General features: G+C 46.4%; 21 protein-coding genes. 17 read left to right on the top strand and 4 right to left on the bottom strand.

The features are described from left to right. Positions 1 to 10 precede the first annotated feature (10 nt). Genes nadA through nadC form a run of 3 tightly spaced genes read left to right on the top strand, consistent with a single transcriptional unit; the run spans position 11 to position 3,156 of the window. Positions 11 to 919, top strand: coding sequence for a quinolinate synthase NadA (gene nadA, locus DXD02_RS11105; RefSeq protein ID WP_117510301.1), 909 nt, complete (start codon positions 11 to 13; stop codon positions 917 to 919). 40 nt (positions 920 to 959) lie between these two features. Then, entirely contained in the window at positions 960 to 2,336 is a 1,377-nt protein-coding gene (locus DXD02_RS11110) for an L-aspartate oxidase (protein ID WP_118666841.1), read from the top strand. Then, on the top strand, positions 2,302 to 3,156 hold the full coding sequence (gene nadC / locus DXD02_RS11115) for a carboxylating nicotinate-nucleotide diphosphorylase (protein ID WP_118666842.1): 855 nt from the start codon (positions 2,302 to 2,304) through the stop codon (positions 3,154 to 3,156). The genes DXD02_RS11110 and nadC overlap by 35 nt, the downstream gene beginning before the upstream one ends. 141 nt (positions 3,157 to 3,297) lie before the next feature. On the opposite strand, the gene DXD02_RS11120 is transcribed toward nadC, so the two are convergent. Together DXD02_RS11120 and DXD02_RS11125 are read right to left on the bottom strand one after the other, a co-directional pair. After that, positions 3,298 to 3,930 (bottom strand): SdpI family protein, encoded by a 633-nt coding sequence (locus DXD02_RS11120; RefSeq protein WP_118666843.1) that lies wholly within the window; start codon positions 3,928 to 3,930, stop codon positions 3,298 to 3,300. Continuing rightward, positions 3,914 to 4,198: an autorepressor SdpR family transcription factor gene (locus DXD02_RS11125; RefSeq protein ID WP_118666844.1), complete on the bottom strand. Its 285-nt coding sequence runs from the start codon at positions 4,196 to 4,198 to the stop codon at positions 3,914 to 3,916. The genes DXD02_RS11120 and DXD02_RS11125 overlap by 17 nt, the downstream gene beginning before the upstream one ends. Before the next feature lie 194 nt (positions 4,199 to 4,392). Between DXD02_RS11125 and DXD02_RS11130 the strand changes: the two genes are divergently transcribed. Continuing rightward, the gene (locus tag DXD02_RS11130; protein WP_118666845.1) at positions 4,393 to 5,574 is read left to right on the top strand and encodes an MFS transporter; all 1,182 of its coding nucleotides are present in this window, start codon (positions 4,393 to 4,395) and stop codon (positions 5,572 to 5,574) included. Between the two features lie 60 nt (positions 5,575 to 5,634). Here the strand turns inward: DXD02_RS11130 and DXD02_RS11135 are convergent, their stop codons facing one another. Together DXD02_RS11135 and pyrB are read right to left on the bottom strand one after the other, a co-directional pair. Next, positions 5,635 to 6,072 (bottom strand): aspartate carbamoyltransferase regulatory subunit, encoded by a 438-nt coding sequence (locus DXD02_RS11135; protein ID WP_022462761.1) that lies wholly within the window; start codon positions 6,070 to 6,072, stop codon positions 5,635 to 5,637. Positions 6,073 to 6,091: 19 nt separating this feature from the next. Continuing rightward, positions 6,092 to 7,012, bottom strand: coding sequence for an aspartate carbamoyltransferase (pyrB, locus tag DXD02_RS11140; protein ID WP_022462762.1), 921 nt, complete (start codon positions 7,010 to 7,012; stop codon positions 6,092 to 6,094). Positions 7,013 to 7,425: 413 nt separating this feature from the next. Here pyrB and pheA point away from each other — a divergent pair, with 413 nt between their 5' ends. The 13 genes from pheA to tnpB all read left to right on the top strand — a co-directional run bounded on the left by pheA (position 7,426) and on the right by tnpB (position 24,458). After that, the gene (gene pheA / locus DXD02_RS11145; protein ID WP_118666846.1) at positions 7,426 to 8,556 is read left to right on the top strand and encodes a prephenate dehydratase; all 1,131 of its coding nucleotides are present in this window, start codon (positions 7,426 to 7,428) and stop codon (positions 8,554 to 8,556) included. A 77-nt stretch (positions 8,557 to 8,633) separates the two neighbouring features. Beyond that, the gene (locus DXD02_RS11150; protein WP_055228687.1) at positions 8,634 to 9,962 is read left to right on the top strand and encodes an ATP-binding protein; all 1,329 of its coding nucleotides are present in this window, start codon (positions 8,634 to 8,636) and stop codon (positions 9,960 to 9,962) included. A gap of 83 nt (positions 9,963 to 10,045) precedes the next feature. After that, positions 10,046 to 11,587, top strand: a complete 1,542-nt coding sequence (locus DXD02_RS11155) for a Ppx/GppA phosphatase family protein (protein WP_055228686.1) — start codon at positions 10,046 to 10,048, stop codon at positions 11,585 to 11,587. Positions 11,588 to 11,600: 13 nt separating this feature from the next. Next, on the top strand, positions 11,601 to 13,787 hold the full coding sequence (locus DXD02_RS11160; RefSeq protein ID WP_055228685.1) for an RNA degradosome polyphosphate kinase: 2,187 nt from the start codon (positions 11,601 to 11,603) through the stop codon (positions 13,785 to 13,787). Positions 13,788 to 14,180: 393 nt separating this feature from the next. Continuing rightward, positions 14,181 to 15,335: an ABC transporter ATP-binding protein gene (locus DXD02_RS11165; protein WP_118666847.1), complete on the top strand. Its 1,155-nt coding sequence runs from the start codon at positions 14,181 to 14,183 to the stop codon at positions 15,333 to 15,335. A gap of 55 nt (positions 15,336 to 15,390) precedes the next feature. Next, the gene (locus DXD02_RS11170; protein ID WP_117814019.1) at positions 15,391 to 16,218 is read left to right on the top strand and encodes a carbohydrate ABC transporter permease; all 828 of its coding nucleotides are present in this window, start codon (positions 15,391 to 15,393) and stop codon (positions 16,216 to 16,218) included. A 101-nt stretch (positions 16,219 to 16,319) separates the two neighbouring features. Beyond that, positions 16,320 to 17,132 (top strand): carbohydrate ABC transporter permease, encoded by an 813-nt coding sequence (locus tag DXD02_RS11175; protein ID WP_416388109.1) that lies wholly within the window; start codon positions 16,320 to 16,322, stop codon positions 17,130 to 17,132. Between the two features lie 53 nt (positions 17,133 to 17,185). Then, positions 17,186 to 18,604 (top strand): ABC transporter substrate-binding protein, encoded by a 1,419-nt coding sequence (locus DXD02_RS11180; protein WP_118666852.1) that lies wholly within the window; start codon positions 17,186 to 17,188, stop codon positions 18,602 to 18,604. Between the two features lie 477 nt (positions 18,605 to 19,081). Further along, positions 19,082 to 19,810, top strand: a complete 729-nt coding sequence (locus DXD02_RS11185; protein ID WP_117510340.1) for a glycerophosphodiester phosphodiesterase — start codon at positions 19,082 to 19,084, stop codon at positions 19,808 to 19,810. A gap of 29 nt (positions 19,811 to 19,839) precedes the next feature. After that, positions 19,840 to 20,631, top strand: coding sequence for an HAD-IIA family hydrolase (locus DXD02_RS11190; RefSeq protein WP_243108245.1), 792 nt, complete (start codon positions 19,840 to 19,842; stop codon positions 20,629 to 20,631). Between the two features lie 408 nt (positions 20,632 to 21,039). Continuing rightward, positions 21,040 to 22,596: an ABC-F family ATP-binding cassette domain-containing protein gene (locus DXD02_RS11195; protein WP_118666848.1), complete on the top strand. Its 1,557-nt coding sequence runs from the start codon at positions 21,040 to 21,042 to the stop codon at positions 22,594 to 22,596. Between the two features lie 324 nt (positions 22,597 to 22,920). Continuing rightward, a complete protein-coding gene (tnpA, locus tag DXD02_RS11200; protein WP_055222090.1) occupies positions 22,921 to 23,334 on the top strand; it encodes an IS200/IS605 family transposase in 414 nt (137 codons plus the stop codon). Positions 23,335 to 23,339: 5 nt separating this feature from the next. Then, the gene (tnpB, locus tag DXD02_RS11205; protein WP_117802548.1) at positions 23,340 to 24,458 is read left to right on the top strand and encodes an IS200/IS605 family element RNA-guided endonuclease TnpB; all 1,119 of its coding nucleotides are present in this window, start codon (positions 23,340 to 23,342) and stop codon (positions 24,456 to 24,458) included. Positions 24,459 to 25,046: the final 588 nt, after the last annotated feature.

Consider the following 25,046-nt stretch of genomic DNA (forward strand, 5'->3'; position numbering starts at 1 on the left):
AACAAAACCAATGGATACCAGAAGAGAAAAGCTGGAAACATTAAAGAAAGAAAAAAATGCCGTTATCATGGCACACTATTACGTGCCGGATGAGGTGCAGGAAATTGCCGATTACATCGGGGATTCGTATTACTTAAGCGACATGGCGACGAAAGTGGACGCCAGTGTCATCGTTCTCTGCGGCGTTCGTTTCATGGGTGAGAGCGCCAAAATCTTAAACCCGGGCAAAAAAGTACTGCTCCCGGATCTGCATGCCGACTGCCCGATGGCTCACATGGCAGCGATTGAAAAAATCGAGGAAGTCCGGAAAGAGTACCCGGATGTGGCTGTCGTATGCTATGTCAATTCCACCGCGGAATTAAAAAGTCATTCCGACGTCTGTGTCACATCCTCCAATGCAGTAAAAATTGTAAAAGAACTGCCGAACCACGACATCTTCTTTATCCCAGACGAGCATCTTGGTACCTATGTGGCTGAGCAGGTGCCGGAGAAACATATCATCTTAAATGACGGTTTCTGTCACGTACATGCTGCCATCCGTCCAGAAGCTGCAAAGGCTGCAAAGGAAGCGCGTCCGCAGGCAAAGCTTCTCGTTCACCCGGAGTGCAGAAGTGAAGTCGTTGCACTTGCCGATTACGTCGGAAGCACCGCAGGCATCATCAAATATGCCGAGGCAAGTAAAAATACCGAGTTTCTCGTTGCAACCGAGCTTGGCGTTTTCGCAGAGCTGAAAAAGCGCTGCCCGGATAAGAAGTTTTATGCAGTGGGAAATACGCAGATCTGCCCAAATATGAAAAAAGTGACATTGGACAAATTAATAGAAGCACTGGAAAATGAGGAGAATGAAGTTCTGTTAAGCGAACAGGAAATTTCAGACGCACATGCGCCGCTGTTAAGAATGCTCGAGCTTGCAAAGTAACAAAATAAGCAGAACGCAGAAGCGGAAAAGAGGAAATGAAATGAAAAAGTATTATGATGCAGTGATTGTAGGATGCGGTGTGGCAGGATGTTTTGCGGCACTTCATCTGCCCCAGGAAGCCGATATTCTGATGATAACAAAAGCAGATACCGAGGACAGCGACTCCTTCCTCGCACAGGGCGGTATCTGTGTTCTGAAAAACGAAGACGATTACGATGCGTTCTATGAGGATACGATGCATGCCGGCCACTATGAAAATACGCCGGAATCCGTCGACATTATGATCCGTTCTTCCCGGAATGTCATCAATCAGCTTATCGCCTGGGGTGTGGATTTCCGCCGCGATGAAAACGGGGAACTCTGCTATACGAAAGAAGGCGCACATTCTACCAATCGCATCTTGTTCCACGACGATGTAACCGGAAAGGAGATTACGAGCAAGCTTCTCGCGCAGGTAAAAAAGCTGCCGAACGTGACGCTTCTTGCGCACACGGAAATGTGTGATATTCTTTCCTGCAAAAATGTCTGCGAGGGTGTTCTGATCCGGGATGAAGAAGGAAAGCTGATTCCGGTTTATGCCAGGGATGTGATCTGGGCATGCGGCGGTATCGGCGGAATTTACGATAATTCCACGAACTTCCCGCATCTGACAGGAGATGCACTTGCAATTGCAATTCACAGGAACGTAGCGCTGAAAAATGTCAATTACGTACAGATTCACCCAACAACGCTGTATTCCCAAAAGAAAGGCCGCCGTTTCCTGATTTCCGAATCTGTCCGCGGAGAGGGCGCTGTACTGCTCGATAAAAATGGCGAGCGTTTCACCGATGAACTGCAGCCGCGTGACGTGGTATCCCGTGAGATCCACCGCCAGATGGAAAAGGACCACACGAAGCACGTATGGCTTTCTCTGAAAACGATTCCGCTCGATGTAAAAGAACGGTTCCCGAATATTTACCAGAAATGCCTGGAAGAGGGATATGATATCACAAAAGAACCGATCCCGGTTGTACCGGCCCAGCATTACTTTATGGGTGGCGTCAAGGTAGACAGCAATAGCGAAACGACGATGGATCATCTGTATGCAGCAGGTGAGACGAGCTGCAACGGCGTGCACGGTGCAAACCGTCTGGCAAGCAATTCTCTGCTGGAGAGCCTTGTATTCGCAGAGCGCGCGGCAAAGAAGATGGCTGCCGAATGGGCCGCAGAGGGTCTTGTAGAGAACGCAGACCGCAAAGAAACGGCAACGGAGCCGAAGGAAGATGAATGGAAGCTCCTTGCAAAACGGTACGATATTAGAAAAGAAGATTACCAGGATATGGAAGAATATGCAGAACGCTGCAAAGAGAGCATCTGGGATGCGATCAGAAAGGAAGACAAATATGAATCCAATCACAAGAACACTAAATGTGGATAATCTGCTGCTGTTGGCGCTGCAGGAAGATATCTCCAGTGAAGATGTAACCACGAATGCTGTCATGCCAGAAGCCTGCCAGGGAACGGTACAGCTTCTCTGCAAACAGGACGGCATCATTGCCGGTATGGAAGTATTTGCAAGAGTATTTACTCTGCTCGATGAGAAAACCGAGATTATTCCGTATGTGAAAGACGGAGATGAAGTCAAAAAAGGCGATCTGCTCGCAACCGTAAACGGCGATATCCGTGTTCTGCTGTCCGGTGAGAGAACCGCGCTCAATTATCTGCAGCGGATGAGCGGAATCGCAACGTATACGAGAAGCGTTGCGAAGCTGCTCGAAGGTTCCAAAACGACCCTTCTCGATACCAGAAAAACGACCCCGAATATGCGTATTTTTGAAAAATATGCAGTCAAAATCGGCGGCGGCCAGAATCACCGCTATAATCTGTCCGACGGCGTTCTGTTAAAGGACAATCATATCGGAGCTGCAGGCAGTGTCACAAAAGCGATCGAGATGGCACGTGATTATGCTCCGTTTGTGCGCAAGATTGAAGTCGAGTGCGAAAATATTGATATGGTCCGCGAAGCAGCAGATGCAGGTGCCGACATTATCATGCTCGACAATATGACTCCAGCACAGATGAAAGAGGCGGTAGCCGTCATCAACGGCAGAGCAAAAACCGAGTGCTCCGGAAATGTGACAAAAGAAAATATCGCCACGATCCTCGACACCGGCGTAGACTATGTTTCCAGCGGTGCACTGACGCATTCTGCACCGATTCTTGATGTATCATTGAAAAATCTGCATCCAGTAGAATAAGTATAAAAATAGGAATCATTTCCTTATAGATATAAAAATCGCGAAATAAAAAAGCTTCTGTTCCTCCCGGAAAAAGGGAAGAACAGAAGCTTTTTTAAACAGGAAACTTCGTTGAATTTTCTTATAAAAAATTCTCCGGGTTTAGATTCCTTTCTGAAACAGGAGAAAGGAATATCCGATCGGAATCAAAACCAGCGCTGCGATCGTGAGAAATAAAATCCATTCAAGCTGCAGAAAGCTGTTTACGATCATGGCAACGCCGCCGATGATCCAAATCCAGCCGGCGAGGCGGTGAGTGCGGTTCCAGTTTTCCTGACTGTGAAGTGTCCATGGAACTTTGATGCCGGTTGTGTAGTTCTGTTTGCATTTTGGCATGTAATTGCCGATGAGAATAAGGAGAAGGCCGACAATCCCATTGGCAACAAAACCGATATCAACTGCAATGCCGACTGCGTTTGCATAGATGGAGCAGCAGACTATCAGGGAGGTTACAGGTATGATCCACAGAACAAGACGGATCATCTTCGGGCCGATGTTCTGCCGTTTCGGATCAGAAAAAGTGAAAACAGCGGTAAAAATCTGCAGAGCGGCAAGAAACAGAGGAATACCGATCACTGCCATCGTTTTGCTGCTCCAGCCGTTGGGAACGTTGTTTGTGCCAAAATGGGTGGCAATGGTGTCCGGCATGCGATTCCAGAGCAGAAGTCCGATCACCGTCGGAAAAAGAGAAATGAGTGTTGTCAGAATCAGTGTTGTTTTATATTTTTTCCACATCAGAAGTGCCTCCTTTGAGCTCTGAAATCCAGAGCATGATTTCTTCCAGGACGGAAGTGTTGAGTTCATAATAAATAAAATTTTTCTCCCGGGATTCCAGCACAAGGTCTGCTTTTTTCAGAATACCGAGATGGTAGGAGATGGTTGCACCTGTCATATCAAAGTGCGATCCGATCTCCCCGGCAGAAAGTCTTCCGTTTTTCAGAAGCTCCAGAATCCTTCGCCGGACAGGATCGGAGAGAGCTTTAAACGTTTCTGCGAATGCCACGGAAACCTCCTTTCCGACAGTATGAATGCAACGTAATTAGAAATTTATCTAAATACTTTTTATCACAGGGAAAGTGAAAAGTCAATAAGCATTTCGAAAAAATTCTAAATAGTTTTATTGTTGATTTTGAGTTGCTATTTTCTGCAGAATACGCTACGATAAGGGAAAAGTTGTAGAAAAAGGGGGACAAAAACATGAAAAAACACCTGTCCGTGCGCTATGGCACGATTCAGGGCTGCTACTGGATGGGATACGCGGCACTGATGGGGTATGCCAGCGTCTATCTTCTTGAAAAAGGCTTCACAAACACACAAATCGGCCTTCTGACGGCAGTTGGCTGTATCGTGTCAGCGGTTCTGCAGCCTGTGCTGGCATCCTACGCAGATCGGCCAGAAAGCCCGTCCGTACGAACAATGCTCCTTGGAGCGAACCTGATTCAGCTTGTTCTTGTCATTTCCCTTGCTGCAACGGCAGAAAGCAGTTCTATGGTGGTAAGGACACTGCTGTACGGCGCAAGCATTACGATGTTGATGCTGATGATTCCGTTCGTTAATTCTCTTGGTATGGAGACGATCCGCCAGGGAGAGGAACTTGATTACGGAATCGGGCGCGGCATGGGTTCCGTTGCATATGCGATTGCATCATGGCTGCTCGGCCGGCTGACCGCATCCTTTGGAGCAGACATGATTCCGATCTGGGCTATCGCGCTGACCATTCTTTTCCTCATCTGTGTATTTCGCTTTCCGTTTAAAAAGGACAGGAAAAAAGCAGAAGCGGAAAAAGAAGAGACAGGAGCAGCCGGTCCGGTCGATTTTCTGAAACGGTATCCGTCCTTCGTGGTAGTACTGCTTGGCTGCATTCTGATCTTTATGTCACATAGCCTGATTAACAGCTTCAATTATCAGATTGCAATGGCAAAAGGTGGTGGCAGCGGTGAGATGGGAAATGCGATGACCATCTCTGCAGTTTCCGAGCTGCCAACGATGTTTCTGTTCGGCTATCTGCTGAAAAAGAAGAGCAGTGTTTTCTGGTTCCGCCTCTCCGGCCTGTTTTTTGTCCTGAAAAGCATAGGAACCTTCCTGGCCTTTAATATTCCGACGTACTACGCTGCTCAGCCGTTCCAGATGTTCGGCTGGGCGCTGATCAACGTCGCCTGCGTCTATTACGTGGACGGCATCATGGAGCCGCAGGATTCGATTAAAGGACAGGCATATATGGCGATGACCATCACCGCAGGAAATGTAATGAGCTCCCTGTTTGGCGGCTGGCTTATCGATGCAGCCGGTGTTGGCGCGATGCTGATCTGCGCATCTCTTGCGGCCTTCATCGGCTGGCTGATTGTGTGCCTCGGTTCGAAAGAAGCAAAAACTGCATAGGAAAGATAAAAGAAAGCGCCCGAAACCGAACGTGGTTCCGGGCGCTTTGCCGTACAGCTCTTATTTATTTCTGTTTCCTGTATACTTCTCATCACAGTATTTGCAACGGTAAACCTCTTTTTCCGGGTCAGCCAGGATAAAGACATGTTTTAATCCCTGCTCAATGGAGGTGATACAGCGCGGGTTTTTACATTTAATCACATCAACCACCTGTTTCGGCAGATGAAGTTCTTTTTTCTCCGTAATCTCGCCGTCTTTAATGACATTGACAGTGATATTGTGATCGATAAAGCCTAAGATGTCAAGATCCATCTTATCAACCGAACACTCAACTTTCAGAATGTCTTTTTTTCCCATTTTTTCACTTTTGGCATTTTTAATAATGGCTACGGTACAGTCCAGCTTGTCCAGTCCCAGATCATGGTAAATGGTCATAGCCTTTCCTGCTTTAATATGGTCGAGCACGAAGCCCTCTTCAATACGTCCTACGTTCAGCATAGCGAAAGATGCTCCTTTCTTAATCGACTTTGATGTTCAGCAGCGTCAGAATCAGGGCCATACGTGCATAAACACCGTACTGAACCTGTTTAAAGTAAGCAGCGCGCGGGTCGTTATCCACGTCAACGGAGATCTCATTGACACGCGGCAGCGGATGCAGAACCAGCATTTCCGGAGAAGCAAGATCCATTTTGGACTGATCCAGAATATAGAAATCCTTCATACGGATGTAATCATCCTCGTTGAAGAAACGTTCTTTCTGGACACGGGTCATATAAAGGACATCCAGCTTCGGGAGAACATCTTCCATTTTAATAACTTCCTCAAATGGAACATTGTTTGCGCGCAGCACATCATCACGGATGTAATCCGGGAGACGCAGCTCCTCCGGGGAGATTAATACAATTTTAATGCCGGTATAACGAACCAGCGCTTCAATCAGGGAGTGAACCGTTCTGCCGAATTTAAGATCGCCGCAGAAGCCGATGGTAAGATTGTTCAGGCGACCCTTTAAAGAACGGATGGTAAGAAGATCGGTAAGAGTCTGCGTCGGATGCTGATGTCCGCCATCACCTGCGTTGATCACAGGAATACGGGAGTACATCGATGCAACGAGCGGAGCGCCTTCTTTCGGATGACGCATGGCACAAATATTTGCAAAGCAGGATACCACGCGGATGGTGTCGGCTACGCTTTCACCTTTGGAAGCGGAAGAAGAATTGGCAGAAGAAAAACCAAGAACAGTACCGCCAAGATTCATCATGGCAGCCTCAAAGCTGAGACGGGTGCGTGTGCTTGGTTCATAAAATAAAGTAGCAAGTCTTTTGCCATCGCAGGCATGTGCATATTTCTCCGGATTCTTTTCAATATCGTTCGCCAGATCCATTAACTGATCCAGTTCTTCGACCGAGAAATCAAGGGGACTCATTAAGTGTCGCATATATTACCTCCTATGAAGATCCTTATTTTTGTTACTGTTCACAGGTTCCCTACGAACGGTAACATTCGCAGCCCTCATTTAAAGTTTTGCTTCGCAAAAGGAGGGCTGCTCACGCCTGAATCACTTTCTTACGCAGCAAAACAGCAGGTGTTTCACTGCTGAGTGAACAGTAACTTATTTTTTCTGTGTTCCACCTTAACACAAAAACAGGATAAATGCAAGATAAAAAATGGCAGGAAAAAGGTCGAAAAGCAGAGTAATATGAAATGTGAAAAAATAAAGTGAAATAGCAGTCAAAAAGGAAAAAGATTGTACAAAAGCCGAATTTCGGAAGATCTTTTCTTGTAAATTAAACGGAGATGGAGTAAAATATTGATATCTGCAACAAATGCAGAGTATCAGGAGGACCAGATATGCTAGACTTAGGAAAAATCCGCGACGAGATTGATGTCACCGATGACGAGATCGTCCGCCTGTTCCAGCACCGGATGGCGCTGACGGCGGAGGTTGCGCAGTACAAGATAGAGACAGGAAAAGCCGTTTTTGATGCGGAACGTGAGCGCCAGAAGCTGGAAAAGCTGACAGGCGAGGGAACAAATGCATTTAATACAAAAGGCATCCAGGAGCTGTTCCAGCAGATCATGTCGATCAGCCGGAAGCGCCAGTATCAGCTGCTGACCGAGAACGGCGGCGAGGAGATGACCGATTACACACAGGTGGATCATCTTCCAACGCACGGAAAAAGGGTTGTCTTTCAGGGTGTGGAGGGCGCCTATAGCTTCGGTGCCATGAAAGAATTTTTCGATGATACGATTACAAGCTTTCACGTAGATACCTGGAAAGAGGCAATGGAGGCGATTACGAGGGGCGAAGCCGATTACGCTGTACTTCCGATCGAGAACTCCACAGCAGGCATTGTATCCGATATTTATGATCTTCTGGTGGAATATCCGCACTATATCGTCGGTGAGCAGGAATTGCCGGTGGAGCATGTGCTGATGGCACTGCCGGGAGCTAAAGTCGAAGAAATCCGTACCGTAATTTCCCACCCGCAGGCGCTGGCTCAGTGCCGCCGCTTTCTCGATTCCAATGAAAACTGGAAAACAGAGGAACGACTGAATACGGCCGCCGCTGCAAAAGAGGTATCTGAGAGCGGGGATTTGACGATGGCAGCCGTCGGAAGCCCATATGCAGCAGAACACTTCGGACTGCAGATCTTAAAAGAAGGCATTTTTGACGCCCGAGGCAATACGACACGCTTTGTTATTATTTCCGGTCAGAAACGCTTTGTAAAGGATGCACAGAAAATCAGCGTATGCATGGAACTGCCGCATCAGAGCGGTTCTCTTTACAATGCACTGGCACATTTTATTTACAACGATTTGAACATGACAAAGATCGAATCCCGGCCGATTTCGCAGCGGAAATGGGAGTACCGTTTTTTTGTGGATTTTGAAGGGAATTTAAGTGATCCGGCGGTCAAAAATGCACTGCGTGGACTTCAGGCAGAATCCGCGAAATTCCGGATTTTCGGAAATTATTAATCCAGAAGAGAGGGCCGTACCAAGCGGCCTTTTCGCATAAATAAAATGAAAAATGACAGGAAGGAAGAGACAAAAAGATGATTAGAATAGAAGAATGTATCCTCTACCGCGATTTCGCAGAGGGAGAGGTACTGCGCGATATGACGATACTGGTGGAGACCTACAAAAAACTGGTCAATGCTCAGATTTCCCTGAAGGACCGCCGGTTCCGTGAGAATATGAGCGCATATGAGCCGCAGTTTTATGAGGCACTGAACCGCCTTGTCGAGATGGCAAACCGCTACGGCTTCTCCGGAAATCTCTGGCACGATTATCTGACATATCTTCTGGTCAACAAAGAAAATGCATTTTCTACCTCCTGCGAGATTGTCGGAAAAGTCGAGGGAAGCATCAACCAGATGGCAAAACATGATTTTGTCCGTTTCAAAGAGCTGTTCGATTTCGATATCTGTGTTTTCGACGAAATTTTCGAATCCGGCGATGCTTCCGTCATCAGCGATTACGAGAACACCGACAGCCCGAACAAGCTGTTCAACAAAGAAGTCCGCGACCGCATCTGCGAACTGGCCATCCGTCTTGCAAAAGCAGAATCTGTCGACGAATTTATGGATGATATGATTCAGTTCTACAAAGACTTTGGAGTAGGAAAACTGGGACTGCACAAAGCATTCCGCATCGCACACGTTGGCGAAAATGTTGAGATCATCCCGATCACCAACATCCCGGATGTGCGCCTTTCCGACCTTGTCGGCTACGAAATTCCAAAGCAGAAGCTGATCGACAACACGAAAGCGTTCGTCGAGGGCAAAAAAGCCAACAACTGCCTGCTTTTTGGTGATGCCGGAACCGGAAAATCCTCCAGCATTAAAGGTATCCTGAATGAGTATTACGATCAGGGACTTCGTATGATCGAGGTTTACAAGCATCAATTCCAGGATCTGAACGAGCTGATTGCGCAGATCAAAAACAGAAATTATAAATTCATTATCTACATGGACGATCTTTCTTTCGAGGAGTTTGAGATCGAGTACAAATACCTGAAAGCTGTGATCGAGGGAGGTCTGGAAAAACGCCCGGACAATATCCTCATCTATGCGACCTCCAACCGCCGCCACCTGATCAAGGAGAACTACAGCGACAAAGAGGGAACGAGACAGGATATGCACACCTCCGATACGGTACAGGAGAAGTTGTCCCTGGTATACCGCTTCGGTGTCAGCATCTATTTCGGTGCGCCGGATAAGAAAGAGTTCCAGAAGATCGTTTCCGTTCTGGCAGACCGCTACGGCGTGAAGTTAAGCGAGGAAGAGCTTTTAGCAGAAGCAAATAAATGGGAACTGTCCCACGGCGGTCTTTCCGGCCGTACCGCACAGCAGTTTATCGATTATCTGCTCGGAAAACAGTAAAAAGAAAAAGGTCAAAAAGTCCGCTTGGTATTGGGAGCGGGATTTTTGGGATATCCTTTGAAAAAGAAAGAGGAGAAGCGTATATGCAGTATTCCACATTTGCTGCCATTGATATCGGCAGCTACGACGTCATTCTGGAGATTTTCGAGATCTCCAAAAAGCAGGGTATCCGAAGCGTGGATAAGATCTGCCATCGGATGGAGCTTGGAAAAGATACGTACACGCTGGGGAAAATCCGCCCGGAAATGGAAGAGGAGCTCTGCCGCGTGCTCGCAGATTTCGTGCGGATCATGGAGGGCTACCGCGTGGATGCTTACCGCGCCATGGCTTCGAGCGCAATCAGTGAGGCGGCGAACAGCCTCTATGTCCTTGGAAAAATCCGTCAGCTGACCGGTCTTTCCGTCACGGTTCTCTCTAACTCGGAGCAACGTTTCCTTGGCTACAAGGCGCTTGCGGCGATGGAGGACAATTTCAACAAGGTCATTGAAAAGGGAACTGCGATTCTCGACCTCGACGGCGGCAGTTTTCAGATTTCCCTGTTTGATAAGGACGCCCTTGTGACGACACAGAATATCCGTATGGGTAGTCTTCGTGTCCGTGAGCGCCTCGCCGGAATCCAGAGCGAGACGGAACACTACGAGGAGATGGTCGAGGAACTGATCTGGAATGAAGTGTCGAGCTTCAAGAAGATGTATCTGAAAGACCGCAAAATCGAAAATATCATGCTGATCGGCGATGTTTTCACCGACAGTGTCTACCAGAATATCGAGGAGAAAACGACAAAAATCATTTCCCGTGAGAATTTCAACACCTGGTATGAAAAGATCATCCGTCAGTCACCGATGGAGCTGGCTGTCAAGCTTGGCATCCCGCTGGAGAATGCTTCGCTGATGTACCCGTCCGCCGTGATCTACAAATGTCTGATCGACATGATGGAGGCAGAGCATGTATGGATCCCGGGCGTGCATATGACGCGCGGCATCGCATACGAATATGCGGAGCAGATGAAACTGCAAAAAGGAAGCCACAACTTTGAAAATGATATTCTGATGGCGGCAAAAAACATCGGAAAACGGTATGCAGTAAACCGGCCGCACGTCCAGAATCTGGAGATGACGGCGCTTGCCATGTTTGATGCGACGAAAAAGATGCACGGCATGAAAGAACGCGAGCGGCTGCTGCTTCGGATGGCGGTGATGCTGCACGATGTCGGAAAATACATCAGCCTTAATAATGTCGCGGATTCTTCCTATAATATTATCATGTCAAACGAAATCATCGGACTGTCCCATATTGAACGGGAGATGGTCGCACTGATTGCAAAATACAATACGGCAGTGCTTCCATCCTACGATGAGCTGGTGATGGAATCGTCGCTTAGTGCAGAACAGTATCTGACCGTATCGGAGTTGACAGCAATCGTCCGTCTGGCGAATGCACTAGATCGGAGTCACCTGCAGAAAATCCAGTCGATCCGCGCTGTCTTAAAGGAGAGAGAACTGCATCTGTCTCTGACGGTTGACCGTGATTTCACACTGGAGCAGGGACTGTGCCAGGATAAATTAGATTTTTTCAATGAGGTATTCAGCATACAGCCGATTATTAAGATGAAACGGCAGATGTAAGGAGGCGAACAAGATGGATGTAACACCATATAAGAAACCGGAATATTTTCGAAACCGGGAATTGAGCTGGATCAGCTTCGACGAGCGTGTTTTAAACGAGGCGCGGGATAAGAGTATTCCGCTGTTTGAACGTCTGAAATTTATCAGCATTACCTCCTCCAATCTGGATGAGTTTTATATGGTCCGTGTGGCTTCACTAAAAGACCAGGTGCATGCAAACTATACGAAAAAGGATCTGTCCGGCATGGATGCGAAGGAGCAGCTTACCGAGATCAGCAAACGGACGCATGAGCTAGTGCAGCTGCAGTACAATACGTACAATCGCTCGGCGGTTCCGTCTCTGGAGCACGTTGGCCTTACGATTATCAGTGAGCACGAGAAGCTGACGAAGGAGCAGGCGGAGTATGTGGATTCCTATTTTGAGGAAAACATTTACCCGGTTCTGACCCCGATGGCCATGGATTCGGCCCGCCCGTTCCCGTTGATCCGGAACAAAACATTGAATATCGGTGCACTGGTGCAGAAGAAAGAGGATTCGCTTCTGAGCCGTGCGGAGGATAAGAAAGAGAAGAAAGGCAAGGAGAAGGAAAAGGAGAAAGAACTGGAATTTGCGACGGTTCAGGTTCCTTCGGTACTGCCGCGTTTTATTCTGCTTCCGCAGGATGAAAAGACGGGACAGCGGTATGTGATTCTTCTGGAGGAGATCATCGAGCGGAACATTGGAAAGCTGTTCTTAAGCTACGATGTGGTCTGCGCGCATCCGTACCGTGTTATGCGAAATGCAGATCTTTCGATCGATGAGGATGAGGCTTCGGACCTGTTAAAAGAGATCCAGAAGCAGCTTAAAAAACGTCAGTGGGGCGAAGTGATCCGTCTGGAAGTGGAAGATAAGATGGATAAGCGGCTCCTGAAGATGCTGGAAAAAGAGTTTGACATCGATGAAGACGACCTGTTCCGGATTCCGGGACCGCTCGATTTGACGTTTTTAATGAAAATGTATGGGCTCGACGGCTTTGATGAGTATAAAATTCCAAAATATATTCCGGCGGCAGTTCCGGCGCTGATGAATGAGGATGACATTTTTACAAACATCCGAAAAGGCGACATCCTGCTGCATCATCCTTATATGACGTTTGATCCGGTCGTGCAATTTGTACAACAGGCAGCAAAGGATCCGGATGTACTGGCGATCAAACAGACACTGTACCGTGTGAGCGGCAATTCTCCGATTATTGCAGCACTGGCTCAGGCGGCGGAAAATGGCAAACAGGTTTCCGTACTGGTGGAATTAAAGGCACGGTTCGACGAAGAAAACAATATTGTCTGGGCGAAGATGCTGGAAAAGGCGGGATGCCATGTAATTTATGGTCTTCTGGGACTGAAAACACACAGTAAGATCACACTGGTGGTTCGGCGCGAGGAGACAGGCATTCGCAGATATGTACATCTTGGCACGGGAAACTATAACGATTCTACGGCAAAGCTGTATACGGACTGTGGCCTGCTGACATGCAATGCAAAGATCGGTGAGGACGCAACAGCAGTATTTAACATGCTTTCGGGCTATTCGGAGCCGGATCGCTGGAACAAACTGATTGTTGCACCGCTCTGGATGAAGGACCGGTTCCTGCATCTGATTGCGATGGAAGAGGAGCACGCAAAGAAGGGACAGAAAGCGCATATTATTGCGAAGATGAACTCGTTATGCGACCGCGATATTATTGCGGCGCTTTACAGTGCTTCGGCAGCCGGAGTAAAGATTGACCTGATTATCCGGGGAATCTGTTGCCTGAAGGTTGGAATCCCGGGTGTCAGCGAGAATATTACCGTTCGCTCGATTGTCGGCAATTTCCTGGAACATGCGCGGATTTTCTACTTCTACAGTGGTGGAAATGAAGAGGTGTTTATGGGAAGCGCGGACTGGATGCCGCGAAATCTGGAAAAACGGGTGGAGATTGTGTTCCCGGTTGAGGATGAGCAGATCAAGAAAGAAGTAATGCATATTCTTGATATCCAGATGAAGGATAATGTGAAAGCCAGTATTTTACAGGCAGACGGAACGTATACAAAGCCGGATAAGCGTGGAAAGACGCTGGTGAATTCACAGGAGTATTTCTGCAGGGAGGCAACGGAAAGAGCGGAAAAACCGAAAGAACAGGAAAACAGCAGGGTGTTTGTGCCGGCAGAACCGGTGGAATAGGTTTGGACGGACACGGACGTGGGCGCGGGAGCGCCCACTGCGTTGACATGAAAGAAGAATATGGTATGTTATGATGAGAAAGCGCTGCAGCTTTGAGAGTTGCGGCGTTTTTTTGTGTCAAAAATAATCTGTCTGGTATTGGGAAAAAGAATGGCTATTCAGAACTCGTTTTGAAAATTGGTTTTGCGGGTGATTTTCGGGGATTTTACAAAGAGTGATCTGGAAAAATGGCTGGAAAAGAAGGGGATGGAGACGGAGATGAGAGAAAATGTAAAAGATTTTTGTAAAGTAGCCGGTTATTTTATTAACGGGTATTTTACAAAGCGGTGGTAGTGGGCTTTACGGAAGGAAAGGTATAATGAATCTCGACAAGACGAGGAGGAAGAAAAACGAATGTCAAATATTGTGTTGAAGAATGTCTGTAAATCTTATGATAAGGAACATTATGCGGTTCAGGATTTTTCGCTTGAAATACCGGATCGGGAGTTTGTGATTTTTGTTGGACCTTCCGGCTGCGGAAAATCGACGACGCTTCGGATGATTGCCGGTCTTGAGGAGATTACGAGCGGGGAGCTCTGGATTGATGGACAGCTTTGTAATTATGTAGAAGCAAAGGATCGCGATCTTTCGATGGTATTTCAGAACTACGCGCTTTATCCGAATATGACGGTATATGAAAACATGGCGTTTTCTCTGAAAATCCGGAAACAGCCCAAGGATGAAGTTGATAAAAAGGTACATGAGGCAGCTAAAATGCTTGGAATTGAGCATTTACTTGACCGGAGACCGGCAGCACTTTCCGGTGGTCAGAAACAAAGAGTTGCGATTGGAAGCGCAATTATGAGACGGCCGAAAGCATTTTTAATGGATGAGCCGCTTTCAAATCTGGATGCGAAGCTGCGGGCACAGATGCGGGTGGAGCTGGCAAAATTACATAAGGAACTGAAAACGACGGTGATTTATGTTACCCATGATCAGACGGAGGCGATGACGCTTGGTACAAAAATTATTGTTATGAAAGACGGTGTTGTGCAGCAGGCGGATACACCGGAGCGGATTTACCGCCATCCGACAAACAAATTTGTGGCTGGTTTTATCGGAGCTCCGAGTATGAATTTTATGGAAACGATGGTGATGGAAAGAAACGGAGCGGTTTATCTGGAGGCAGACGGAGGAGTTACCCTTCGTGCAAAAGGAGAGAACGAAATGGTGCTTCGTCGCGCTTATCTCGGAAAAATGGTGATCTTAGGTCTGAGACCGGAGGATTTACAGGACGAAACAACCGCTTCCGCACATCGGATGTGTTATAAAGAGAATCAGTTGAAGGCATTTGTTGACCTGCGGGAGATGATAGGTGCAGAAGCGTATCTGCATATGAACACCGGAAAAAATCTGATTACAGCAAGAGTGCCTTCCGAGGTGCCGGTTACTGCAAAGGAAAGCATTACATTGTATGCAGATATGGAAAAAGCACAGATCTTTGATCCGTTTACAGAAGAAAATATTTTATCTCGGCCGGTTGAAAAAGAAGAACGTGCAACAGCATAAGAAGGAGCAGAAAGTGAAAAAAGTAATCGAAAAGTGTAAAAAAGCAGAAGTTTATATGTATCTGATCCCGAGTATGGTGATCTTTAGCATCTTTCTGTTTTATCCGTTTTTTAAAACCATTTATCTGAGCCTGTATAAGACAAACAAGCTTGGAGAAGCGAAATTGTATGTGGGACTGGACAACTATAAAAGCTTATTATCGAATCCATCCTTTTACAACAGTCTCTGGGTTACACTGGAATTTGTGGCGATTGTTGTAGTCGGAAGTATGGCGCTTGGCCTTCTGGGAGCAGTTCTTTGCAGCAAGGCTTTTCCGGGAATCCGGGTATTCAGTACTTCCTATGCACTCCCAATGGCAGTAGCATCGAGCTCAGGTGCCATGATTTTCAAGATTATCTTAAATCCCACGATCGGTATCGTAAACAAATTGCTGCATGTGAGCATTAACTGGGTCAGTGATCCGAAATATGCGCTGATCTGTGTGGCTGTCCTCACGGCATGGCTGAACAGTGGCATCAATTTCCTGTATTTTTCGGCGGGACTTGGAAACATTGATGATTCGATTTATGAGCGTGCTTCTGTAGATGGAGCGAATGCAGTACAGAAATTTTTTAAGCTGACACTGCCGGGACTTTCTCCGATCATGTTCTACACACTGGTTGTTAACATTATTCAGGCATTCCAGTCATTCGGACAGGTGAAAATCCTGACACAGGGAGGACCGGGAGAATCCACGAACCTGATTGTATATTCGATATACCGTGATGCGTTTTTTAATTACCGGTTTGGAAGCGCAGCCGCACAGTCCGTTGTTTTGTTTCTGATTGTCATGGCGCTTACCCTGGTTATGTTCCACATGGAAAAGAGAGGAGTAAAATACTGATGTCTACGATAGCAACTACGATTGCCGGACCAAAAACTTATTCTGCAGAGGAGCTGCAGGCACTGCATCTGGCAATGAATGCAAAAGCAAAAAGAAAGAAAATGCTTCAGAAAACAGCGTTGGTTACCATGAACCTGATCGTCTGCCTGTTTATGCTGTTTCCGCTGCTTTATACCATCAGCGTAGCATTTATGCCGTCAGGTGAGTTATACACAATGGCAATGAATATCGTTCCCAAACATCCGACACTGGAAAATTTTGTGGAAGCATTTCATAAAATTCCGCTGGTACGCTTTGTCCTGAATTCATTTTTGGTTGCGGGCAGCATTACGCTGGGTCAGATTGTAACGTGTTCTCTTGCGGCATTTGCCTTCTCTTTCCTGAACTTCAAAGGAAAAAATGTTCTGTTTATGCTGGTCATGGCGACCATGATGGTGCCGGGTGAGGCAACCATTATTTCCAATTATCTGACAGTAGGAAGTCTCGGATTGCTCGATACCTATATTGTTCTGATCCTGCCTTCTCTTACCTCTGCAATGGGAATTTTCCTGTTCCGCCAGTTCTACATGACCTTTCCGATTTCGCTTTATGAATCGGCGAAGCTGGACGGCTGCGGGAATCTGCGGTTTATCGTAAAAATCCTGATGCCGCTGACAAAGTCAGCAATGGGAGCAATGGCGGTTTACACCTTTATCAATGCATGGAATATGTACATGTGGCCGCTGCTGGTTACAGGTTCGGACAGCAAGCGTACCGTACAGATTGGTATCAGTATGCTGAACAGCGTCGATGCACAGTCGATTACCCTGATGCTGGCGGGTGTGGTAATGATTATCATTCCATCCATTTCCATCTTTATCGTAGGCCAGAAGGCCTTAATCAAAGGAATGTTTTCAGGAGCAGTCAAGGGCTGATTCCTGTGACAGAAAAAAGAATAGAAAACTGTATGAAAAACGAGGAGAAAAAAATGAAGAAAAAAGTGATTGCATCGATTCTTGCGGCTTCTATGGCAGCTATGGCGCTTACCGGATGTGGAGGCGGAAAAACAACGAGTGAGGCACAGAGTGCAACAACGGATGAAACCACAGCCAGCGCAGAGGCAGGAAGTACGGCAGATGGCGCAGAAGCACCGGATTTAAACCAGGATACGAAGGGAACCACGATTACCTTCTGGCATTCCATGGGCGGTGTCAATGGCGAGGCAATGGATTATCTTGTCAATAAATTCAATGAAGAAAATACCGATGGCATTACCGTTGAGGCGGTTTACCAGGGAGAATATGATGATACGATTAACAAACTGAAAAGTGCACAGATCGGAAATATGGGAGCAGACCTGGTACAGATTTATGATATCGGAACCCGTTTTATGATTGATTCCGGCTGGGTCATTCCGATGCAGGAGCTGATTAATGCAGATGGCTATGACATTTCCCAGATCGAGCCGAATATCGCTGCTTATTATACGGTAAACAATGAGCTGTACTCGATGCCATTCAATTCGTCCACACCGATTCTGTATTACAACAAAGATATGTTTGAAAAAGCAGGGATCACTGAGGTTCCGACAAGCCTGGAAGGAATTCTTGCTATCGGTGATGATCTGAAAACAAAGGGCGGAGCCGGTGAACCGCTGGCACTCTCCATCTATGGATGGTATTTCGAACAGTGGCTCTGTAAACAGGGACTTTCCTATGCGGATAATGGAAATGGCCGTGATGCCGCTGCTACTGCAGTTGAATTTGATTCCAACGGCGGAGCGCTCAACATCTTAAATGAGTGGAAAGCCCTGAACGATGCCGACGTTGCACCAAACGTAGGCCGTGCCGGAAGTGATACCGCAACGACAGACTTTACTTCCGGAAAAGCAGCGATCACCCTTGGCTCTACCGCATCTCTGAAGCAGATTTTACAGGATGTCAATGGAAGCTTCGAAGTTGGAACCGCATATTTCCCGACAATCAAGGACGGCGATGAGGGCGGTGTTTCCATCGGAGGAGCATCTCTCTGGGCATTGAACAACAACGATGATATGAAAGCAGCAGCTACCTGGAAATTTATTAAATTCCTGATTTCCCCGGAATCTCAGGCATACTGGAATGCCGAGACGGGTTACTTCCCGGTAACAACAGCTGCTGATGAGGAGCAGACCTTTAAAGATAATGTAGCACAGTATCCGCAGTTCCAGACCGCAATCGACCAGCTGCACGATTCCAAGCCGCAGTACGCCGGCGCACTTCTCTCTGTATTCCCGGAGGCAAGACAGATTGTGGAAACAGAAATCGAGAATATGATCAACGGAAACGAGACTCCGGAGAAAGCAGTAGAATCAATGGCTTCCCAGATCAACAGCTCCATCGAGGACTATAATCTGGTAAATGAATAAGAGACAGGCTTTACAAAAATAAGATTTCGTCCTATAGTGAAGAAAAACGAGTTCCCAAAGCGTGTTTGAACGGTTTTGTGAATGGGAAGATCCGATTTACGGAAATGATTTTTCAGATATGACTGGAAATGCGTCGGAGACAAAAATCCGGCGTGTTTCCGGATTTATAGTAAGCCTCCAAATAATGCAAAAGAGTCAGTACCGCTTTTTTTAACCGAATCAAGTAAGTCCCCTGCTTCCATTGCGTGAAGCAATAAGCAGTGGGTGGGGACTTGCTTGTATCAGGAGGAGTGCAAGCTCCTTCTGATAAACTGCGGAGCAGTTATTCGGTTATGAGCAAGTAGCAAAGCGGATTGCGAATATCCGCTTGACTTATTTTCAGGGTTTACGATAAAAGAAAAAAGCTGCAGCCGGGACAAAAGATAGAAAAGAGTACAGGCTTGGAAATGGGAACGGAAAATGGAGGACAGATACGAGATGAAAACAAAAGTATGGGCACACAGAGGAGCCAGCGCATATGCACCGGAAAATACACTGGAAGCGTTTCTTCTTGCGGCAGAGCAGGGAGCTGACGGTGTGGAGCTGGATGTACAGCTGACGAAAGATGGCGAGATGGTTGTTGTCCACGATGAAGAAATCGACCGGGTCAGTGACGGAAGCGGATTTGTCAAAGATTATACGCTTGCGGAATTAAAGATCCTGAACTTTAATAAGACACATCCGGAGTATCAGAATGTAAAAATTCCGACGCTTCGCGAAGTATATGAAGCATTAAAACCAACGGGAATGACGATCAATGTCGAGCTGAAAACCGGTATTTTCTGGTATAAAGACCTGGAAAAAAAGGTACTCGAGCTGACAAAAGAGATGGAGATGGAAGATCGCGTGATTTATTCTTCCTTTAACCATTACAGCATTGCAAAAATTCTGGAACTGGATCCGAAAGCCAGCACCGGCATCCTCTACGCAGATATTATTTATGATGTCGTGAATTATGCGAAAAAAATCGGAACAGGAGCTCTTCATCCGGCAACCTTTCATGTGCAGATGGCAGATTTTCTTCAGCAGTATGTGGAAAGCGATCTTGCGGTGCATGTGTGGACGGTCAATGATAAGGCGGAGATCGAGCGTCTGATGGAGGCCGGTGTTGACGCAGTCATCACCAATTATCCGGATGTGGCCGTTTCCTGCCGCAACGCGAAGTGATACCGATTGGAGAAAAAAAGCTGTTCCTTTTGGATATCGACGGAACCATCTGCGTGGGGAACCGTCTGATTCCGGGAGCAGACCGGTTTTTAAACGGACTGTCCGAGTACGGCGGAGATTATGTATTTATCACAAATAATACGACGATGAGCGTAGCAGATTACCGGAAAAAATTTGCAAAGCTGGGCATCCCGACAACAAGCGGGAACTTTCTGACAGCATCCGTTGCGACAGCTCATTACCTGAAACAGAAATATGGATCCCGTCCCGTCTATGTGCTGGGAACGGATTCCCTGATCCGGGAATTGGAGAGCTTCGGTGTGTGTACCACCCGCGATCCGGAAAAAGAAGGAATTGCGTGTGTGCTTGCAAGCTATGATAATGAACTGACGTATCAAAAACTGACAGATATCTGTCGGCTGTTGACAGAGCGCCCGGAGCTCGATTACGCTGCAACGAACCCGGACTATGTTTGTCCGATTGAATTCGGCTACGTGCCGGATTGCGGTTCCATCTGCGAGATGATCGGTCATGCGATCCATCGTATGCCGACTTATATCGGAAAACCAGGCATACGGATGGTTGAGATGGCACTTGATATGACAGGCAGAACGCGCGATGAGGCTGTTCTTGTGGGAGACCGTCTCTATACGGACATTGCGTGCGCCAACATGGCGGGCATTTCTGCAGCACTTGTGCTTTCCGGCGAATCTACGCGTGAAGAAATGCAGAATTCGCAGTATCTTGTGGAGTATATGTATCCATCCGTAAAAGAAATGTATTCGGAGTGGGTGTACGGACAAAAAAAGAAATGTTCTTAAAATTCCGAAACGGTTATGGTTTTGGAACAAAAAAACAGAAAGAAGAATTCTGAGAGGAGAACCTTTTTCCGAAGGAGTTCTTCTTTTTTGTTGCGGAAAAGGATACTTTCCGGATACGGGATAAAAGCCTGGGACGGTATAGAAAAAGCTTGCCAAAAGAGGGAATTTCCCTATATAATGATTCAGACTATAATAGGAAAGTAACTATTCAGAGCCCCATCTCGATTCCGCTTACGCTGCATCTCGATGTTGCTTCTCGCCATATGAAAAGGAAGAAAACCGCTCATTCATGCAAGCATGATTCGCAATTTTCTTCCATTTTGCATGGCTCTGAATCGTTACATATGAAAAAGAAAACGATCAGGAGATCGGAGAATTCCAATACAACAGAAGAAGGAGAATTTATGCATGAGTATTTTAAATGTAGAACATCTGTCCCACGGCTTCGGCGACCGTGCGATTTTTGAAGATGTATCGTTCCGCCTGTTAAAGGGGGAACACATCGGTCTGGTAGGCGCAAATGGCGAGGGAAAATCAACCTTTATGAACATCATCACCGGAAAGCTGATGCCGGATGAGGGAAAGGTTGAGTGGGCCAAAAACGTCCGTGTCGGCTATCTGGACCAGCATACCGTTCTGGAAAAAGGTATGACGATCCGTGATGTGTTAAAAAGCGCTTTTTCCTGGTTGTACGAGATGGAAGAGCGGATGAACACGATCTGCGATTCCATGGGCGATGCCTCCGAGGACGAGCTGAATCAGATGATGGAGGAACTTGGTGTGATCCAGGAAATGATGGATGCACATGACTTCTATATTTTGGATTCCAGAATAGAAGAGATTGGCCGCGCGCTTGGCCTTGAAGAGATCGGTCTCGAACGCGATGTCACCGAACTTTCCGGCGGACAGAGAACGAAAGTACTTCTGGCAAAATTACTTTTGGAAAAACCGGACATCCTTCTTTTGGATGAGCCGACCAACTACCTGGATGTGGAACATATCACCTGGCTGAAACGATACCTTGAAGAGTATGAAAATGCCTTCATTCTGATCTCTCACGATATTCCATTCCTGAACAGTGTTGTCAATCTGATCTATCATATGGAAAATAAAGAGCTGAATCGTTATGTTGGTGATTACGACCACTTCCAGGAGGTTTATGCAGTCAAAAAAGCGCAGAAGGAAGCTGCCTATAACCGCCAGCAGCAGGAGATCAGTGAGCTGAAGGATTTCGTGGCACGAAACAAAGCCCGTGTGGCAACCAGAAACATGGCTATGTCACGGCAGAAGAAGCTGGATAAGATGGATGTGATCGAGCTTGCGAAAGAAAAACCAAAGCCGGAATTTCATTTCCGCACTGCGCGCACTTCGGGCCGCTTCGTTGTGACTGCAAAAGAACTTGTGATCGGCTATGAAGAACCGCTCTCCAGACCGTTGACCTTTGCGATCGAGCGTGGCGAAAAGATCGTGCTCACCGGTGCCAACGGAATTGGAAAAACAACACTCTTAAAGAGTATCCTCGGTTTGATCCCGTCCCTTGGCGGAGACGTGGAGCTTGGCGACTATCTGGAAATCGGATATTTCGAGCAGGAAATGCCAAAAGGAAACACCAACAGCTGTATCCAGGAAATCTGGGAAGAATTTCCATCCTATACTCAGTATGAAGTCCGTGCGGCGCTTGCCAAATGCGGTCTTACCACACAGCACATTGAAAGCCTGGTGCGTGTGCTCTCAGGAGGAGAACAGGCAAAAGTTCGCCTCTGTAAACTGATCAATCGCGAAACCAATCTTCTTGTCCTCGATGAGCCGACCAACCATCTCGATGTAGACGCAAAAGAGGAGTTAAAAAACGCACTGAAAGAGTACAAAGGAACTGTTCTTATGGTCTGCCATGAGCCGGAATTTTATGATGGCCTGGCAACCAGCGTATGGGACTGCTCGGAGTGGACGACGAAAGTGATTTAATCGAATCAAGCAAGTCCCCTGCTTCCATTGCGTGGAGCAATAAGCAGTGGGTTGGGACTTGTTTGTATCAGGAGTGGTACAAGTCACTCCTGATAAGCTGCGAAGCAGTTATTCGGTTATGAGCAAGTAGCGAAACGGATTGCGAATATCCGCTTGACTAATAATAAGAAGAAAAGTCAGCAGAAAACGGACTTTTATCCTCTTTCAGCAAGAAGACTCCGACCTCTAAGGTGGGAGATGAATTGCGTCCGTTACCTTCTTGATAGTGGGTTCTAATCATGGTATAATAGAATCAGTCGAATGGCAGAAAGGGGTCGAAATACAATGGATTTGGATAATAATGCACATTCAGTGTTTTTACTGCACTATCATCTTGTTCTTGTGGTTAAGTACCGCAGACAGGTTTTTGATGACGCAATTTCCGGCAGGGCAAAAGAGATCTTTGCGTATATTGCTCCAAATTACAATATCACCCTTGAAGAATGGAATCACGATAAAGACCATGTGCATATACTTTTCAAGGCGCATCCAAATACAGAAATAAGCAAGTTCATAAACGCATATAAAAGTGCAAGCAGCAGACTTCTGAAAAAAGAATTTCCACAGATAAAGCAAAAATTATGGAAAGAACATTTCTGGAGCCAGAGTTTTTGCCTGCTCACAACGGGCGGTGCCCCGATGGAAGTAATCAAAAAATACATTGAAAGTCAGGGACAAACGGATCGAAAAAGGAAGTGACCAACATGGCAAACAAAGCATATAAATTCAGAATATACCCCGATGATGTGCAGAAAGTTTTGTTTGCCAGAACGTTCGGCTGTGTCCGAATGGTGTACAACCATTGGCTTGCCAGAAAAATCAGGCAGTATGAGGAGGACAAAACCGCGGTAACTTACACGGTTTGTGCAAAAGAAATGGCTGAAATGAAGAAAACAGAAGCATACGCATTTTTGAGGGAAGTAGACAGTGTCGCATTACAACAATCGCTTCGGCATCTTGATACGGCATTTCAGAATTTTTTCAAACAGCCGAAGACAGGTTTTCCAAAGTTTAAATCTAAAAAACAGAATAAAAAGAGCTATTCAACGATCTGTATCAACGGAAACATTGCCATATTGAATGGATATTTGAAATTGCCGAAAGCCGGCCAAGTCCGGTTAAAACAACACAGAGCTGTTCCGAAAGAATACAAATTAAAATCTGTAACAGTAAGCCAGACACCAGGCGGAAAATATTATGCAAGTATTCTTTTTGAGTATGAAAATCAAGTACAGGAAAAAGAGATGCAGAGTTTTCTGGGGTTAGATTTTTCCATGCATGAATTATATCGTGACAGCAACGGGAATGAACCTGCATATCCGAAGTATTACAGGAATGTAGAGGAAAAATTAGTGAGGGAGCAGCGCAGACTTTCCAAAATGCAGAAAGGTTCGAACAACCGTAGCAAGCAGAGAATCAAGGTGGCAAAACTCCACGAAAAGGTTTCCAGTCAACGAAAGGATTTTCTGCATAAGCTGTCAAGGCAGCTAGCAAATGCTTATGATTGTGTATGTATAGAATCCCTAGATATGAAAGCAATGTCACAGATGCTGAACTTTGGAAAATCTGTTTCAGATAACGGGTGGGGAATGTTCACAGGGTTCTTGAAATACAAACTTGAGGAACAGGGTAAAAAACTTGTGAAGGTGGACAAATTTTTCGCCAGCAGTCAGATTTGTTCAGTTTGTGGTTACAGGAACGCAGAGACAAGAAAACTTGCGGTCAGAGAGTGGGATTGTCCGCAGTGCGGAACCCATCACGACAGAGATGTAAATGCGGCTGTTAATATCAGAAATGAGGGAATGCGGCTGGTAGTGGCATGACCGTAACGTAATATAATAAAACCGTGGGACACACGGGGATAGCTCGCCTATGCTTAGCACATTGGTGCTATCGAACGAGAACCAAACCTACCGAGGTTAGGGAAGCCCCCACCTCTACAGGTGGTGGAGGATGTCACAGAAAGTGTTTTCTGTTGATTTTTTGCATTTAACAAGTAGTTAGATAAAAGAATGAATATACAGAATTAACTATATTTTTCTAAAAATAAGAAAATTCGAAAAAAGGTGTTGACTTTTGCTTTTGGCGGTGTTATTATAACTAAGCTGTCAGCGAGAGCTACAGTGAATGAGTTCTTTTGAAACAGAAAAACCTAGTTCGGAGCCGGGTGGCTGCCGCGGGTTACAAGAACTGCTTCAAAAAAACTTGAAAAAAGTTCTTGACAAAAGCAAATGAGTTTGATAAAATAAACAAGTTGCTGATCGAGAGAACAGCAGAGAAATTCGAAAGAACTTCAAAAAATAAATAAAAAAGTTCTTGACAAACGAAAAGTTCTGTGATAAAATAAACGAGCCGATTCGAGTCGGAACGGCAGAGATCCTTGATAATTAAACAGTGAAACACATCCTCGA

The sequence above is a fragment of the Blautia sp. TF10-30 genome (genome assembly GCF_003481245.1).
In the GTDB taxonomy this organism is placed as follows: domain Bacteria; phylum Bacillota; class Clostridia; order Lachnospirales; family Lachnospiraceae; genus Fusicatenibacter; species Fusicatenibacter saccharivorans.

Excerpts from the sequence above, each read along its gene's own strand:
- nadA (WP_117510301.1), top strand. The coding sequence starts at position 11 with ATGGATACCAGAAGAGAAAAGCTGGAAACATTAAAGAAAGAAAAAAAT.
- DXD02_RS11110 (WP_118666841.1), top strand. The coding sequence starts at position 960 with ATGAAAAAGTATTATGATGCAGTGATTGTAGGATGCGGTGTGGCAGGA.
- nadC (WP_118666842.1), top strand. The coding sequence starts at position 2,302 with ATGAATCCAATCACAAGAACACTAAATGTGGATAATCTGCTGCTGTTG.
- DXD02_RS11120 (WP_118666843.1), bottom strand. The coding sequence starts at position 3,930 with ATGTGGAAAAAATATAAAACAACACTGATTCTGACAACACTCATTTCT.
- DXD02_RS11130 (WP_118666845.1), top strand. The coding sequence starts at position 4,393 with ATGAAAAAACACCTGTCCGTGCGCTATGGCACGATTCAGGGCTGCTAC.
- DXD02_RS11135 (WP_022462761.1), bottom strand. The coding sequence starts at position 6,072 with ATGCTGAACGTAGGACGTATTGAAGAGGGCTTCGTGCTCGACCATATT.
- pyrB (WP_022462762.1), bottom strand. The coding sequence starts at position 7,012 with ATGCGACACTTAATGAGTCCCCTTGATTTCTCGGTCGAAGAACTGGAT.
- pheA (WP_118666846.1), top strand. The coding sequence starts at position 7,426 with ATGCTAGACTTAGGAAAAATCCGCGACGAGATTGATGTCACCGATGAC.
- DXD02_RS11150 (WP_055228687.1), top strand. The coding sequence starts at position 8,634 with ATGATTAGAATAGAAGAATGTATCCTCTACCGCGATTTCGCAGAGGGA.
- DXD02_RS11155 (WP_055228686.1), top strand. The coding sequence starts at position 10,046 with ATGCAGTATTCCACATTTGCTGCCATTGATATCGGCAGCTACGACGTC.
- DXD02_RS11160 (WP_055228685.1), top strand. The coding sequence starts at position 11,601 with ATGGATGTAACACCATATAAGAAACCGGAATATTTTCGAAACCGGGAA.
- DXD02_RS11165 (WP_118666847.1), top strand. The coding sequence starts at position 14,181 with ATGTCAAATATTGTGTTGAAGAATGTCTGTAAATCTTATGATAAGGAA.
- DXD02_RS11170 (WP_117814019.1), top strand. The coding sequence starts at position 15,391 with ATGTATCTGATCCCGAGTATGGTGATCTTTAGCATCTTTCTGTTTTAT.
- DXD02_RS11175 (WP_416388109.1), top strand. The coding sequence starts at position 16,320 with ATGCTTCAGAAAACAGCGTTGGTTACCATGAACCTGATCGTCTGCCTG.
- DXD02_RS11180 (WP_118666852.1), top strand. The coding sequence starts at position 17,186 with ATGAAGAAAAAAGTGATTGCATCGATTCTTGCGGCTTCTATGGCAGCT.
- DXD02_RS11185 (WP_117510340.1), top strand. The coding sequence starts at position 19,082 with ATGAAAACAAAAGTATGGGCACACAGAGGAGCCAGCGCATATGCACCG.
- DXD02_RS11195 (WP_118666848.1), top strand. The coding sequence starts at position 21,040 with ATGAGTATTTTAAATGTAGAACATCTGTCCCACGGCTTCGGCGACCGT.
- tnpA (WP_055222090.1), top strand. The coding sequence starts at position 22,921 with ATGGATTTGGATAATAATGCACATTCAGTGTTTTTACTGCACTATCAT.
- tnpB (WP_117802548.1), top strand. The coding sequence starts at position 23,340 with ATGGCAAACAAAGCATATAAATTCAGAATATACCCCGATGATGTGCAG.